The sequence below is a fragment of the Microcoleus sp. FACHB-68 genome, from assembly GCF_014695715.1.
Taxonomy (GTDB): Bacteria; Cyanobacteriota; Cyanobacteriia; order Cyanobacteriales; family Oscillatoriaceae; genus FACHB-68.
Genome location: NZ_JACJOT010000008.1, coordinates 1,505,523 through 1,521,982 on the forward strand (window position 1 = coordinate 1,505,523; position 16,460 = coordinate 1,521,982).

Here is a 16,460-nt window from a genome sequence, read left to right on the forward strand (position 1 = left end):
GTAACAATTACAGAATAATACTTCAGGTAAGATTAATCGCGCAATGTTGATAAATTTGCTGCTTTTGGCCGATTTTCCCGCAGTTTTGCACCTCTATCGGTGTGGTTTTGGAGGTGCGACGGGGAAAACCGGCTTGTCTTTAACACATCTCCATCGGGCTTCCTTGAATGGCCAAATGGCAGAATTTTAACAACGCATTCCGGTGCCGGTGGGCATTATTGCTCAATTTAGGAGATTGAGTTAATGGGAATGTAAGTATTTCATGTCATAATCTACCAAAAAAGGGTTGGGGTCTTCCGTTATGATCGGACAACTTTTAGATAGACGTTATAGAATCACTGAAGTTATCGGCTCAGCGGAATTTGGACAAACCTATCTGGCAAAAGATACGCGCCGTCCAGGGCACCCAGAATGTTTTGTCAAGCATCTGAAGCCTTCGAGTAATGATCCACAGATGCTCGAAACAACCCGACGCCTATTTGACAAAGAAGCGGAAATTCTTGAAAAATTAGGTCAGCATGACCAAATTCCTCAGTTATTTGCCTATTTTGAGGAAAATAAAGAATTTTATTTGGTAGAAGAATTCATTCCAGGTCATTCCCTAGGAAATGAGATTTTAACCGGGCAACCCCTCACTGAAAACCAAGCTGTCAGCATCTTGAGAGAGGTGTTAGAGATCTTGGTGTTTGTCCACGGACATAGTGTAATTCATCGGGACATTAAACCCAGCAATTTAATCCGCCGGCATCCAGATAATAAATTAGTTTTAATTGATTTTGGGGCAGTTAAAGAAATTGGCACCCAATTTGCCCAGCGCCAGATGCCGCCCACGATGCGGATTGGGACTTTAGAATATATGCCGGTGGAACAATTCCAATACAATCCCCAATTAAATAGCGATATTTATGCGTTGGGAATGATTGCAATTCAAGGACTCACCGGCTTACCGATTTACGACTTACCAAAACTTAGAGATAATCATAATCCGAATAAAGGAGAACTTTCCTGGCGACACCTAGCTTTAGTGAGTGTGGAACTCGCAGATATTTTAGATAAAATGGTGCGCTATGACTACCGGCAGCGTTACCAGTCGGCAACCGAAGTCTTAGCCGATCTAATAAAAATTAGTGATGTGTCGGGGATTCGCGTCCCCAAGCTCACAATTTATCGAGAAGAAGTTGAGCGCCGCGCTAGCAGTCGAGGTGAAATTTCTGTGGTCGGTCGAAGCATATTAGATGCCCTTCGCAGTAGTTTAGAATTGCAGCCAGAGGAGGCTGAAGATATCGAAGAAGAGGTTTTAAAACCTTATCAAGATTATAAGCAGAAATTCCAAAGATATCAGCAAGCGTTAACGGAAGCGATGAACCAAGAATATCCTCTCAGTCAGGATACTCGTGATGAGTTAAAACGCTTGCAGCAAGTTTTAGGACTCAGAGATGAGGATATTGCTAAAATTGAAGAGAAAGTTCCGACGAATTTCCCTCGATTCACTCGATTAAAATTACCCCAGCGCCTGCCAAGTTTAGGAAAAAAAGACCCGCGATTAATTGGCTCTGTTATTGGGGCAGTGCTGGCTTTTTTTGCTTTAATTTATGCGGGAGTTAAATTGCAACAATTTTTTCAGCAACAGCAGCGAGAAACCAGCAAATTAAATAGCCTGAATGCGTTTTATAAAGAAGGCAACTACGACAGTTGTATTAAAGAAGCCAGCAATGTTAGCCAAAGTTCAAATCAGTATCAACCGGCTCAAAATATTTTAAAACAATGTCAGGCCGGCTTAAATTGGAAAAATGTTCAATTTCAAACATTAACCGGGCATTCAGATGCAGTGGGCGTTGTTACCTTTAACCCGAATAGTACGATTCTTGCAAGTGGAAGCAAAGATAAAACCATCAAACTTTGGGATGTGGCAGCCGGCAAACTCAATCGCACGTTAGAAGGAGATTCATCAGCCGTTTGGGCAATGGCTTTTAGTCCTGACAGCACACAACTTGCAACCGGCAGTTTTTTCTGGAGAGTTTTGCTGTGGAATTTAAATAGTGGAGAATTAATTCGCAACGTTGAGCATGATGCAGCGGTTTGGACAGTTGCAATTAGTCCGAATGGCAAAACTCTCGTGAGTGGCAGTGAAGACAAGAAAATTAAAGCTTGGAATCTGGAAACAGGAAAACGAATTTATACGCTCTCAGATCATTCAGATTATGTCTATTCCGTGGCAATCAGCCGCGATGGTAAAATGCTTGTCAGTGGCAGTAGAGACGCAACCGTTAAGATTTGGGAATTAGGGACAGGAACGCTCATAGACACGCTTGCCGATCATTCAGCAGACGTGAGATCAGTTGCAATTAGCCCGGATAGCCAAACCATTGTGAGCGGAAGTTATGATAATACAATTAAAGTTTGGAATCAGGAAACTGGGGAATTAATTCGCACACTGGAAGGGCATTCAGACGATGTGGTTTCTGTTGCAATAAGTCCAGATGGCAAGACAATAGCCAGTGGAAGTAAGGATAAAACGATTAAGATTTGGAATCTTCAAACAGGAGAAGTTCTTAATACTTTATCCGGGCATTCTGATGAAGTCTATTCAGTTGCATTCAGTTCCGATGGAAAGATGCTAGCTAGCGCCGGCAAAGATAATACCATTAAACTCTGGCGACGATAAGCGATCCGGGCCGGCACAGAAACGCAGTTGAAATCATAGGAGAGTCCGATATTCATCCATCCCAACCCGTAAGCCATCGGTGTTTATCTGTGGTTAAAAATCTCTTAACCAAAAATCTGCGGTAAAAGCCAGACACCCCTCTGCCGGCTCAAGGACTTGCAACCGAAGCCTAGAATCGTTGCCGGCAAGGCGATTGAGACATTTGGAAAAAAATCTTTTCAAAGCCGGCGACATTCATGTATAATAGAAACTCCAAGCGGATGTGGCGGAATTGGTATACGCGCACGTTTGAGGGGCGTGTGGCTTTGCCTTGCGAGTTCGAGTCTCGCCATCCGCATATTAAGCTAAAGGCACTGTGTTAAGCGGTGCCTTTACTTTTTGGTAGCCGGTGCCGGCCTATTTTATAGAGTTTTTGCAAATGGTTCAGTTTAATTAAACACAACCTCTGACGTAGGTTAGATTCAGGGTTGGCTTGTGTTCTCCAGATTAGCTAAGGAATTCACTTTATAGCCTGAACCTTGGCTGGTTGCTTAAATTAATGTTTGATTAACTACAGATGCACACAGATAATTTATCTTCAGCATCTGAGTTTTGCAGATATCTAAGAGAAAGGATTTATTGCGCTGCGCCCAATAAAGGTTCCCTAGAGTTAGCTTGATTCTGAGTAGAAGGCTAACTTTTGCAGCCGGCTTAGTAAAGCCTGCACTTTTCCCCCGCTTGATTCTAGCGGTTACGGTTCCAGTGTTTCACGACATTCGAGGATCGCTCTTACCTAAGGCAGATGAGCGAATTTTCCATTTCAGCTATTCTGTTAGGCGAAGATACGTTCAAAATTAGCGCAATTCGCTGAATTGACGTTAATTTCTATACCAATCCTAACCAGTCTAAATAATTTAAAAATTGTGTAGGTTGACCAAAAAAGCTTAACCTCATGCAATAACCTGACCCTTGCAAGTTCACGCTCGCAGGTGTTCTCAAAAGAACAGTTGAAAGGAGAAAAACTTTGTAGGGGCGGGTTGAGTGGAGATATTTGCAGGAAGCACAAAATGGTGATAAACCCACCCCTACAGGGACAAATGCGCCTGTCCCAGACAACCCAAACACAGGAAGCATCTCAAATGCTGTTACAAGAAGGCAGGAGAAGAGTTCAAATCGAAGGAATCTCGCCAGAGATTGACTGTGGTCGCTTCCCGATCAAACGGACTGCCGGCGAAGCAGTCCGCGTTGAGGTAGATATGTTCGGCGATGGTCATGATGCGATCGCAGGTCTCATTCTCTACCGAAAGGAAGAGTCTCCCGAATGGTTGGAAGCCCCACTCACCGCATTAGTAAACGATCGCTGGCAAGGAAGCTTCACCGTTACCGAAATTGGGCGTTACCTCTACACCGTCACCGGCTGGGTTGACCATTTTCTTTCCTGGCGAAAAGGCATGGCGAAGAAACTCGAAGCCAAACAAGATGTCGCCGTAGACTTGCTGATTGGGGCGCAACTTGTTGAAGAAGCCAGTTTGAGGGCCGGCGGCGATGAGCGATCCCAACTGCAAAACTGGGCAGAAACCCTGCGTTCCATTCAAAGAGAAGACTTTCCCATTTTAGAGGAAAAAGTCCTTTCACAAGACTTGGCCGGCTTAATGACCAAGTATCCAGACCGGAAATTTGCCACCACCTACGAAAAAGAACTCGCTATCGTCGTAGATCGGGAAAAAGCCCGGTTCAGCACTTGGTACGAACTGTTTCCGCGTTCCTGTGGCGAACCCGGAAAACATGGCACCTTTAAAGACGTTGAAGCCCGACTTCCCTACATTGCCGAACTGGGCTTTGATGTGCTTTACCTGCCGCCCATTCATCCCATTGGCGTTACCTTTCGTAAAGGGAAAAATAACACCGTTGTTGCTGAACCTGGAGATGTGGGAGTCCCTTGGGGAATTGGTTCCCTCGAAGGTGGGCACAAAGCCATTCATCCCGAATTAGGCACAATGGCAGACTTTCATGAGTTTGTCGCCAAAGCCGGTGAATATGGAATTGAAATCGCATTGGATTTGGCTTATCAGTGTTCTCCTGATCACCCCTACGCAAAAGAGAATCCCCAGTGGTTCCGCAGCCGGCCTGATGGCACAATTCAACACGCCGAAAACCCTCCCAAGAAGTATCAAGATATTTACCCCATTGAATTTGAAAGCGACGACTGGCAAAACCTTTGGGAAGAATTAAAAAGTGTTGTTTTGTTTTGGGTTGATCAGGGAATTAAAATCTTTCGGGTAGACAACCCGCACACCAAAGCCTTTCCCTTTTGGGAGTGGATGATTGGGGAAGTTAAACGAGATTATCCCGATGTTCTGTTCTTAGCCGAAGCCTTTACGCGTCCCAAGGTAATGTCTCGCTTGGCGAAGTCAGGGTTTACCCAGTCTTACACTTATTTCACTTGGCGTAATACCAAGTGGGAACTGACCGAATATTTCAAGGAATTAACCTCCTATCCAGCCCGCGATATTTTCCGCCCTAATGTGTGGCCGAACACGCCAGATATTTTACCCGAATATCTCCAACATGGTGGCAGGCCGGCGTTTATGATTCGGTTAGTCCTTGCTGCTACCTTAGCTGCCACTTATGGAATTTATGGGCCGTCTTATGAAGTTTGCGACAACCGGCCCTTAAAACCAGGCGGCGAAGAATACCTTCACTCTGAGAAATATCAAATCCGGGAATGGGATTTAAACAGTCCTTACACCATTAAACATTTAATCGCACGGGTGAACCGCATCCGCCGAGAACATCCAGCCCTGCAAAGTAACAACAGTCTCAAATTCCATCACGTCGATAACGAAGAGATTATTTGTTATAGCAAACAAGCTGAAGATTCTCACGATTTAATTTTAGTGGTTGTTAACCTCAATCCTTACCACAAGCAAAGCGGCTGGGTTCACTTACCCCTGCAATCTTTAGGACTGCAACCTGATCAGCCTTACCAACTTGACGATCTGCTCAACAATGCCCATTACACTTGGCGGGGTGAATATAACTATGTTGAAATCAACCCCCATGTAAGTCCCGGTCATATTTTCCGCGTCGAACAAAAGTAGAGGCGAGTTTCATCGGTTCAGCCGGCAAAGGGCATGAAGGCATTCAATACCAAACCTGCATAAAGGAATTTTGGATTGAAGAATCTCAAACCAAAGAAATATATCTGAACTGAAAATTTAGATATATTTTTTGAGAGCAAGTCAGACCAAATGCGTATTTCCCTTGACGGTTGAACCTAGCTACCAAGCTGCTGCAACATATCACCAGAACGTAAAAAAATTAAAACCTACTCCATGCAAAACTCGATTTTGAAAGACGATGCCCTCTGGTTTAAGAACGCCATCATCTACGAAGTGCCGGTTCGCGCCTTTGCCGACAGTAATGGAGACGGGATTGGAGACTTTCGCGGACTCACGGAAAAACTTGATTATCTGCAAGATTTAGGCGTCACAGCCCTGTGGCTGCTGCCATTCTTTCCTTCCCCCCTCAAAGATGACGGCTACGATATTGCAGACTACACCAGTGTCAACCCGATTTATGGCACCTTAGAAGACTTTAAAGACTTCTTAGAAGCAGCCCATCAGCGGGGCATCCGAGTCATTATCGAGTTAATTGTTAACCATACATCCGACCAGCATCCTTGGTTTCAGCGGGCGCGGAGATCACCCAAAGGCAGCCCGGAACGGGATTTTTATGTCTGGAGTGAGACCCCAGAAAAATACCAAGAAGCGCGGATTATTTTTCAGGATTTTGAGACTTCTAACTGGGCGTGGGACCCACTCGCCAAAGCTTACTACTGGCATCGCTTTTACTCACATCAGCCGGATTTAAACTACGATAATCCAGCCGTGCGCCAAGCGGTGATTGAGGTGCTTGATTTTTGGTTAGCGATGGGCGTAGATGGACTGCGAATGGATGCGGTGCCTTACCTGTACGAACGGGAGGGAACGAACTGCGAGAACCTGCCGGAAACTCACGTCTTTTTGAAACAGCTACGCACGCACGTAGACGAGAAATTTCCTAACCGAATGCTTCTCGCGGAGGCAAACCAATGGCCAGAGGATGCCGCACAATATTATGGCGCTGGGGACGAGTGCCACATGAACTTCCACTTTCCCCTGATGCCTCGTTTGTTTATGTCGCTGCGGATGGAAGATAGCTTCCCGATTTCGGATATCCTCCATCAGACGCCGGCGATTCCCGATAACTGCCAGTGGGGATTATTTCTTCGCAACCACGACGAACTCACCCTGGAAATGGTCAGCGATGAAGATCGCGACTATATGTATCGGGTTTACGCACAAGATCCGGAGATGCGCGTTAATTTAGGCATCCGCCGGCGCTTAGCACCCCTATTAGGAAATGATCGCCGGCAGATTGAATTGCTCAACAGTTTGCTGTTATCTCTGCCTGGTACGCCGGTGCTTTACTACGGCGATGAAATTGGCATGGGAGATAACGTGTATGTCGGGGATCGCAATGGCGTTCGCACACCGATGCAGTGGAGTGCCGATCGTAACGCCGGCTTCAGTCGCGCCAACCCGCACAAGCTTTATTTACCCGTGATTGTTGAGTCGGAATACCATTACGAGGCGATTAACGTTGAGGCGCAACGGGCGAACCCTAACTCGTTGTGGTATTCAATGAAACGCCTGATGGCAACCCGCAAGCGTTTTCAGGCATTAGGCAAAGGCACGTTTGAGTTATTGCACCCGGAGAACCGCAAAGTTCTCGCCTTTACGCGCACCTACAACGGCGAACACATTTTAGTGGTGGCGAATTTGTCCCGGTTTGTGCAAACCGTGGAATTAGATTTGTCTGCCTTTAAAGGCATGGAGCCGGTGGAAATTTTTGGTCGCACTCACTTCCCCAGTATTGGCGAGTCACCCTATTTCTTAAGTGTTGGGCCATACACGTTCTACTGGTTTACGCTTCAGATGCAACTGAGCGAACTACAGCCGGCCAAACCCCAAGCAGAACTGCCAACTTTGGCGGTCAGTGGTCAATGGCAAAACGTGTTTTCCCAAGCCCAGGTTAAAGGAACATTAGAGTCAATTCTGGCTAATTATCTGTATAACTGTCGCTGGTTTGGCGGTAAAGCCCGAATTGTGCAATCGGCCCATATCGGTGAAGTGATCCCCGTGTCCTACAAGGATCTGGAATCTCAGCTCGTTTGGTTGCAGGTTGACTACACCCAAGGCGACCCTCAAACCTATCTACTGCTTCTCGCCTACGCAGAAGGTGAGCAAGCGGCGCTGATCCAAGCAGAAATGCCTCAAGCCGTCGTGGCCCGTCTTCAGATACAAGGCAAAGAGTCTGCCGGCATACTCTTCGATGCCGTAGTCGATAAGCACTTCTTGAGCTTCCCCCTAGAGGCAATCGCTCAAAATCAAGTTTACAAAGGCAAGGCAGGGCAATTAGTTGCCACGGCGACAGATATCTTTGAGCAGATCAAAGAAGGTGCTACTAACCTGGAGCCGACTCTGATTAAGGGCGAACAGAGCAACACCTCTGTCATTTATGGGGATCGCTTTATCTTGAAACTCTTCCGCAAACTGGAAGAGGGGATCAACCCGGATCTAGAGATCGGGCTATTCCTAGGGGCGAAAAAACGCCTGCAACACTTTGCTTCCATCGCTGGATCGCTAGAGTATCGCCGGCCTAAAGCTGAACCGATGACTGTGGGGATATTACAAGAGTTCATCCTCGATACCCGCAGCAGTTGGGAGTACACCCTCGATAGTCTGCGCGACTACTTTGATCGCGTGACGGTGCAGCAGACGGAGATCACCGAGATTCCCATCCCCTCCGGATCTCTGCTAGATTTGCAGGCGCTGGAAATTCCAGAATTAGCCGGTCAAACCATTGGTTCTTACCTGGCAAGCGCTCAGCTTTTAGGGCAGCGCACCGCTGAACTGCATATCGCCCTCGCTTCCGATGCAGACAATCCCGATTTTGCCCCAGAAGCGTTTTCAACCTTCTACCAGCGCTCGATCTATCAATCTGCGCGTAACCTAACCGGCCAAGTTTTGCTGTTGTTGAAAAACCGGCTGAAATCCCTCCCCGACGAGTCCCAGAAGTTGGCACACACGGTTCTGGAACGCCAAGAGCAGCTAATGGGGCGCTATCAGTTAGTCCTCAACCAAAAAATTACAGCCAAGCGTACTCGCTGTCATGGGGACTACCATCTGGGGCAAGTGCTTTACACCGGCAAGGATTTTATCATCATTGACTTTGAAGGAGAGCCGGCTCGCAGTTTAAGTGAACGCCGCATGAAGCGATCAGCCCTGCGAGATGTGGCGGGAATGCTGCAATCTTTTAACTACGCGGCGAGTATGGGACTCCGCAATGAAGTCGAAAGCGGCATGATCCGTGAAGAAAATCTTCCGATGATGGAGCAATGGGCGGAGTTTTGGTACACCTGGGTAAGCGCGGCTTTCCTAAATAGCTATCTGACAGTTGCCGGCGCTGACTCTTTCTTGCCAAAAACAAAAGCCGAGTTGCAAGTGCTTTTAGATGCCTATGTTTTGGAGAAAGTCATCTACGAATTAGGCTACGAACTCAACAATCGCCCGAACTGGGTACATATCCCCCTGCGGCGCATTCTCCAACTGCATTAAACTTGCGTTTTTCCACGTAAATTCGGCTGCATAACCCTCCGTTTTACTTCGCCCAACCTCTCAAATTCTGGTAAATGTTGGGCGAATTACACCTTTGAAAACAGTCGTAAATTTTTGAATGAATCATGACCTACCAATTAACAATCAATCAAGAACAACTGCAGGAAACGAACGGAAACGTTAGCCTGATAACCAATGATGATCTCTACCTTTTCAATGAAGGATCACACTTTCATCTCTACGAAAAGTTAGGGTCTCACCCCATCGTTGTTAATGGCGTTAGGGGAACTTATTTTGCCGTTTGGGCACCCAATGCCGGCTACGTTGGTGTTAAAGGCGATTTCAACGGTTGGCAGGATGAGGGTCATGCGCTTTCCCGCAAAGGGGAATCCGGGATCTGGGAAGGCTTTATTCCCGAAATGACCAAAGGCAGCCTCTACAAGTACCGCATCGTTAACCACGATAACGGCTATGCAGTGGACAAAGCCGACCCGTTTGCCAAATCTCAAGAAAGTCCGCCTCGAACCGCTTCTGTTGTCTGGGATAGCGCATACAGTTGGCATGACAGCGAGTGGATGGGTAAACGGGAACGCTTGCAAGCCCTCGATGCGCCCATGTCCATCTATGAAGTGCACTTAGGTTCTTGGATGCGAGTCCCAGAAGAGGGAAATCGCTTTCTCACCTACCGGGAACTGGCCTCAAAACTGGCTGACTATGTGAACCGGCTCGGTTTCACCCACGTTGAATTGATGCCAATTACTGAGCATCCATTCTATGGCTCATGGGGATATCAAACCACCGGCTATTTCTCCCCAACGAGCCGGTATGGAACTCCCCAAGACTTTATGTATATGGTGGATTATCTTCACCAGCAAGGCATTGGGGTGATTTTGGATTGGGTGCCTTCCCACTTCCCCACGGATTTGCATGGACTGAATTATTTTGATGGCACCAACCTTTACGAACACTCTGATCCCCGCCAAGGCTTCCATCCCGACTGGCAGAGTAGTATTTTTAACTATGGCCGGCATGAAGTCCGTAGTTTTCTAATCAGCAGTGCTTTCTTCTGGCTGGATAAGTGCCACATTGACGGACTGCGGGTAGATGCGGTGGCATCGATGCTGTATTTAGACTACTCCCGTAAAGACGGAGAATGGATTCCCAATGAATTCGGCGGACGGGAAAATTCACGGGCAATTGATTTTCTGCGCCGGTTTAATGCGGCAATTTATGAACATTTCCCCGGTGTTCAAACCATTGCGGAGGAGTCTACCGCGTGGGCAAAGGTTTCTCGCCCACTTTATGATGGCGGTTTGGGGTTTGGGCTGAAATGGGACATGGGCTGGATGCACGACACGCTCAGCTATATGTCCTGCGATCCCGTTTACCGGAAGCACCATCAGAATCAACTCACCTTCCGCATGATCTACGCTTTTAATGAGAATTTTGTCTTGCCACTTTCTCACGATGAAGTGGTTCATGGCAAAGGTTCACTCATCAATAAAATGCCGGGAGATGCGTGGCAGAAATTTGCCAATATGCGCTTGCTTTTTGGCTATATGTACGCCCAGGCAGCGAAGAAACTGATATTTATGGGCGGAGAATTCGGCCAGTGGTCTGAATGGAGTCATGATCGCAGTTTGGATTGGCATCTTTTGGATTCTCCCTCTCATGCCGGTTTGCAAAAGTGGGTGAGTGATTTAAATCGCATTTATCGCACTGAACCGGCGCTGCATGAACTTGATTTTGACTGGCAAGGGTTTGAGTGGATTGATTGTAATGATGCGGAACAAAGCACTATCAGTTTAGTTCGCAAGGGCAAGTCTGAAAATGAAGTCGTGTTAGCTGTCTGTAATTATACGCCGCTGCCTCGTTACAATTACCGCGTTGGTGTGCCGAAAGAGGGGTTCTGGCAGGAGTTACTAAACAGCGATGCTGTTGATTATTTTGGCAGCGGTTTGGGCAATTTTGGGGGCTTAACAGCAGAAGCAATTCCCTGTCACAACCAGCCTTATTCGTTGAATCTGACTTTACCTCCGTTGGGGATCGTTTTCTTCAAGCTCAAATAACACCTTAGCGCTGTTGGTGTTTAATTTTCTTGAATGGAAAGCGGCAGGATTACTTTTCCTCAAACCGAAAGGAAGAAGGAAATTCTGCCGCTTTTTGCTTAAGTTAAATTTTTTGAAAATGTTTTAAAACGTGTTTAGTCAGATTTTTAGAAACCTGGTTAGACGATGGCTAAATGTAATTTATGAGCCTAACAAGTCTTCACTAATTTTTATATCGCTCTTTAATTTATATATTTTTTCCAAAACCACATAATCACAAAACATCTGATAATTGCATATTTTTTTGGAAATTTTTGTATCTTTGCTAACATCGGAACATTAATAAAACTTCTACCTTAAGAAAGGGGTTGCTTCCTCCTTTAGGCATATAGTCCCAATAACCTTTGCTGCTCTATCATAAACATTTATTAAGCCGTCATAGAGGAAGAACAATTTAGGAGTCAAGAGTGAGATTGACTTTGGTATGACGGGCGGATTAATCATCCGTACAAGTCTCGCCGGCAAAGGGCGAAACGGAAAAACAAAACTTTTTTTGTGAAACCCATTCCTCGTGCCGGTGGTATACTTCTGAATTCTGATTTCTTTGATTTATATCAGGCGATTTCTTTCCGTTAAAAGGTTAATAACTAGATCCCAAAGAGGAGAATTGAACGTGAAAATTGGCGCAAGTTATTTGGGTAATGGGACGTGTGAATTTACCGTTTGGGCACCGGCTGTAAAAGAAGTAGCCGTAAAAATTGTTTCTCCAGAGGAACGCGTGCTTCCTATGGAAAAAGACGAGTCAGGCTACTGGAAAGTAAAAGCTCAAGATATTAATCCAGAAACACTTTACTTTTATAAACTTGAAGAAGCGGCAGATAGGCCAGATCCAGCGTCACATTTTCAACCACAGGATGTACACGGCCCTTCTAGCGTGGTGGATCACAGCAATTTTAGCTGGAATGACAGCAATTGGTCTGGGGTTCCTTTGGAGGAAATGATTATCTATGAATTGCACGTCGGCACTTTCACCACAGAAGGCACCTTTGAAGCAATTATTCCTCGCTTAAAAGAGTTGCAAGAGTTTGGGGTAAATGCGATTGAAATTATGCCAATTGCTCAATTTCCGGGTAATCGGAATTGGGGATATGATGGGGCTTATCCTTATGCAGTGCAGAATTCCTACGGTGGCCCTGAAGCATTGAAAAAACTTGTGGATGCTGCTCATCAGCAAGGAATTTCAATCATTCTAGATGTGGTTTACAACCACTTTGGCCCAGAAGGAAATTACACCAACGAATATGGCCCTTATTTTACGGAAACGTATCTAACCCCTTGGGGTTGTGCGATGAATTTCGATGACAAACAAAGCGAAGGGGTGCGTAACTATTTTATTGAAAACGCACTTTACTGGTTTGAAAATTATCACATCGATGCGCTGCGGTTAGATGCAATCCACGCAATTTATGATTTGGGGGCTAAACATTTCTTGGAAGAACTGTCAGAGAAAGTTGAGGCACTTTCTAAAACTGCCGGCAAAAAACTTTATCTGATAGCCGAGAGCGATTTAAACGACGTTCGCGTTATTCGCGAACGCGAGTTGGGAGGGCATGGAATGGATGCCCAGTGGAGTGATGATTTCCATCACGTCCTTCATGGCTTACTCACAGGAGAAACGATTGGTTACTACAGCGATTATGGCAAATGCGAACAGTTAGCAACTGCCTATAAAGAAAGCTTTGTTTACTCTTGGAAATACTCACCTTATCGGCAGCGTTATCACGGCAACGATGCCAGCAGCCGGCCTGGTCATCAATTTGTCATCTGCACCCAAAATCATGACCAAGTAGGTAATCGAATGCTCGGTGAGCGATTATCTAACCTTGTTTCTTTTGAGGCGTTAAAACTCGCTGCCGGTGCGCTTCTTCTTGCGCCTAATGTTCCCATGCTATTTATGGGTGAAGAATATGGAGAAGAATCTCCGTTTCTTTACTTTGTCAGCCATACTGACCCAGACTTAGTTAAGGCTGTAAGAGAAGGAAGGAAAAAAGAGTTTTCTGAGTTTCATTTAGAAGGAGAATACAAAGATCCTGAAAGTGTAGAGACTTTCAAAGAATCTCAGCTTAAATGGGAGAAGCGCCAAGAAGGCAAACACAAAGCTCTGCTGGAACTTTATCAGTATTTGATTCAGCTTCGCCGCACACTGCCGGCATTGAAAAAGCTCGACAAGCAAAACTTAGAAGCTTCTGCCATTGAAGCAGATAAACTTCTGTTTCTTCATCGCTGGAGTAACGAAAGCAAAATCTTCTGCATCATGAACTTTAATGATAAAGAAGTGACGTTTAATGCAGCACTTCCTAACGGCAACTGGCATAAAATTTTAGATTCTTCTGAACCAAAATGGATGGGTTCAGGTTCCACATTGCCAGACGAACTAATGCAAGACCAAGAATTGAGCATCAAACCACAAAGTTTTGTACTGTACCAGCAGTAAAACGCTTGAGTTGCTAGAAAAAAAGCGGGGTGGGTATTTTTGCTCGCCCCCTTTTCACCGGCACCTTCGATGAACACGGCAACTGGACAAGGAACGCTATCATTAAATGGATGTTAACTTTTATAAAGACCCTTGACCGCAACTTTTAACCGGCAAGATAGCGAACCAGTACAAGATCCGCCTCTACATAAATCCTGGCACGCTCTCACTCCTCTGTGGCAAGGGGGAGAAAACTCTGTTCAGCAAGGATTACCCCACGCTCAACTCGCGCCGGCATGGCAGATATTGCTCCTGGGGGACGGTTCTCCTACCCGTCACCTGCAACTGCTCACGACTGAACCCACAGAAGTCGATGTCATCGATATGTCACTGATTGGCATGGACAACGATGGCGCACCCGACCTCATTCAAGCAGTGCCTGGGCCAAGGCTGCGACGCCAAGTGTGGCTAAGAAAGGCATCAGGCCAGCGTTTAGCTTATGCAACTTCTTGGTGGGAAGCCAGCCATGTCGATGAATATTTACAAAACCGCTCTTTGCCTATTTGGGCCAGTCTAGCTCGCTTGCGAACTGAGTTGTATCGAGATGTGCAAGGGCTATACTACGGTCACTCTGCCGCACTAGAAACTGCATTTGGGCAAAAAGGGCCATTTTGGGGCCGGCACTATTTATTCTGGCATCACGGCAAGCCCCTGACCCTCATTTATGAGGTATTTTCTCCCTATTTGACCAAATATCTAGGGCCGATGGGGAATTCTAAGTGCTGAGTCCTGAGTGCTGAGTGCTGAGTGGAGTTTTCAGTCCTGAGTCCTAAGTGGGAGAGAGAGTGGGAGAGTGGGAAAAATACACTTCATTTCTTATCTCTCATCCTTCCTCCCTCAAAAACACTCAGGACTGAGCACTCAGCACTTAGCACTGACAATTAAACGGTGCCGGCTTTCTCTAAGATCAGCTTAGAGCGCTTAACCTGCTCAGGCACTGGCACAGGATAGTCGCCGGTGAAGCAGGCAGAACAGAAGCTGTTGGGGTCTTCCTTCGTTGTCTTCAGCATTCCTTCCCAACTGAGATAGGCAAGGGAATCTACCCCAATTTGCTCGGCAATTTCTGCAACCGTTTTTGTCGCCGCAATCAATTGATCTTGACTGTCGGTGTCAATGCCATAGAAGCAAGGGTGAGTCACCGGCGGTGATGAAATTCTCATGTGAACTTCTATTGCCCCAGCATCCCGCAAGGCTTTGACAATTTTGCGGCTGGTGGTGCCGCGAACAATCGAGTCATCCACAATAATTACTCGTTTGCCCTCTAAAACGTCTTTGAGAGGATTGAGTTTCATCTTAATGCCCGACTCCCGCATCATCTGAGTCGGTTGGATGAATGTACGCCCCACGTAGCGATTTTTAATCAAACCTTCGGCATAAGGAACCCCAGAAGCTTGGGAATAGCCAATTGCCGCCGGCACGCCTGAATCAGGCACCGCAATCACAATATCTGCATCTGCCGGTGATTCCATCGCCAATTGCCGGCCTATCCGCATCCGATAGCTATACAGCGTTTCGTCATGCATCAGGCTATCGGGACGAGCAAAGTAAATCATCTCGAAAATGCAGAGCTTGCGTTCTGGGCGCTTGCTCCAATGGAAGGAAGCTAATCCTTGCTCAGTAATCCAAACCAACTCTCCCGGTTCAACATCCCGTAAGTATTGGGCACCAATAATGTCTAACCCACAGGTTTCTGAGGCGAGAACGTAACGCTGGGGGCTTGTTTCCATGATGCCGATGACCAAGGGGCGAATGCCATTGGAATCGCGGACGCCCATCAAACCTGCCGGTGTGCCAATCGCCAAACTGAAGGCTCCTTCGCACAGGTGAAAAGCGCTGATTGCGCCTTCTAACCAGTCTTTGCCGGAGGTCACTTCATAAGCGATCGCATGGGCGATCATTTCTGAGTCTGTGGTGGTGATTAAGTTACAGTTGCGCTCCAGCAAATGCTCGCGCAGCTTTCCTGTGTTGACAAGATTCCCATTATGTGCTAGAGCCAGGGGGCCAAGGCGAGTTTCCACAACTGCCGGCTGAGCGTTCACCACGCGACTTGAGCCGGTGGTTGAGTAGCGTGTGTGACCCACCGCTAAGTCTCCCGGCATCTCGTTCAAGATGGATTCATTAAAAACTTGGGAAACCAACCCCATATCTTTATGTAAATGCACCTTGCCTTTGAATTGGGATGATGAGGTACTTTGCCCCTCATTTCCATCCGTCAAACCCTCAAAGGTAGCAATCCCTGCGGATTCTTGACCTCGGTGCTGTAAGGCATAAAGACCAAAGTAGGTCAGCTTAGCAACATCTTGACCAGGAGCGTAGACGCCAAAAACACCACAGGCTTCTTCTGGCTTATCCGGTCGGGGTGAAACTTGCTCGGTTGCATTTGAAGTATTTGCCGGCAAATCATTGGATTGTGCCGACTGTACCTCAGAGGAGAGGGTTCTATTGGGGATCATGCTTCAGCTCCGCTCGTGAACGGGATGGGGGAGAGTGGATGGGGTAGAGAGATGGAGATGGAATTAGCCGCGCTAAACACCGGCATAAAAGAAACTTAACCGTTTCTTAACATCTCACCA

General features: G+C 46.6%; 7 protein-coding genes and 1 tRNA gene. 7 read left to right on the forward strand and 1 reads right to left on the reverse strand.

The features are described from left to right. The first annotated feature begins 301 nt into the window (after nucleotides 1-301). The 7 genes from H6F73_RS14885 (at nucleotide 302) to H6F73_RS14915 (ending at nucleotide 14,613) form a co-directional block, all read left to right on the forward strand. On the forward strand, nucleotides 302-2,665 hold the full coding sequence (locus H6F73_RS14885) for a serine/threonine-protein kinase (RefSeq protein ID WP_190759472.1): 2,364 nt from the start codon (nucleotides 302-304) through the stop codon (nucleotides 2,663-2,665). Nucleotides 2,666-2,921: 256 nt separating this feature from the next. Continuing rightward, nucleotides 2,922-3,002 (forward strand) — tRNA-Leu (locus tag H6F73_RS14890). 709 nt (nucleotides 3,003-3,711) lie between these two features. Then, on the forward strand, nucleotides 3,712-5,745 hold the full coding sequence (locus H6F73_RS14895) for an alpha-1,4-glucan--maltose-1-phosphate maltosyltransferase (protein ID WP_242072450.1): 2,034 nt from the start codon (nucleotides 3,712-3,714) through the stop codon (nucleotides 5,743-5,745). Nucleotides 5,746-5,979: 234 nt separating this feature from the next. Continuing rightward, nucleotides 5,980-9,306, forward strand: a complete 3,327-nt coding sequence (gene treS / locus H6F73_RS14900; RefSeq protein ID WP_190759473.1) for a maltose alpha-D-glucosyltransferase — start codon at nucleotides 5,980-5,982, stop codon at nucleotides 9,304-9,306. A 125-nt stretch (nucleotides 9,307-9,431) separates the two neighbouring features. Further along, nucleotides 9,432-11,375: a 1,4-alpha-glucan branching protein GlgB gene (gene glgB, locus H6F73_RS14905; RefSeq protein WP_190759474.1), complete on the forward strand. Its 1,944-nt coding sequence runs from the start codon at nucleotides 9,432-9,434 to the stop codon at nucleotides 11,373-11,375. Nucleotides 11,376-12,027: 652 nt separating this feature from the next. After that, nucleotides 12,028-13,848, forward strand: coding sequence for a malto-oligosyltrehalose trehalohydrolase (gene treZ, locus H6F73_RS14910; protein ID WP_190759475.1), 1,821 nt, complete (start codon nucleotides 12,028-12,030; stop codon nucleotides 13,846-13,848). Nucleotides 13,849-14,061: 213 nt separating this feature from the next. Further along, nucleotides 14,062-14,613, forward strand: a complete 552-nt coding sequence (locus H6F73_RS14915; protein WP_242072497.1) for a chorismate lyase — start codon at nucleotides 14,062-14,064, stop codon at nucleotides 14,611-14,613. A gap of 155 nt (nucleotides 14,614-14,768) precedes the next feature. Here H6F73_RS14915 and purF read toward each other — a convergent pair whose 3' ends face one another. Next, nucleotides 14,769-16,340, reverse strand: a complete 1,572-nt coding sequence (purF, locus tag H6F73_RS14920; RefSeq protein WP_190759477.1) for an amidophosphoribosyltransferase — start codon at nucleotides 16,338-16,340, stop codon at nucleotides 14,769-14,771. Nucleotides 16,341-16,460: the final 120 nt, after the last annotated feature.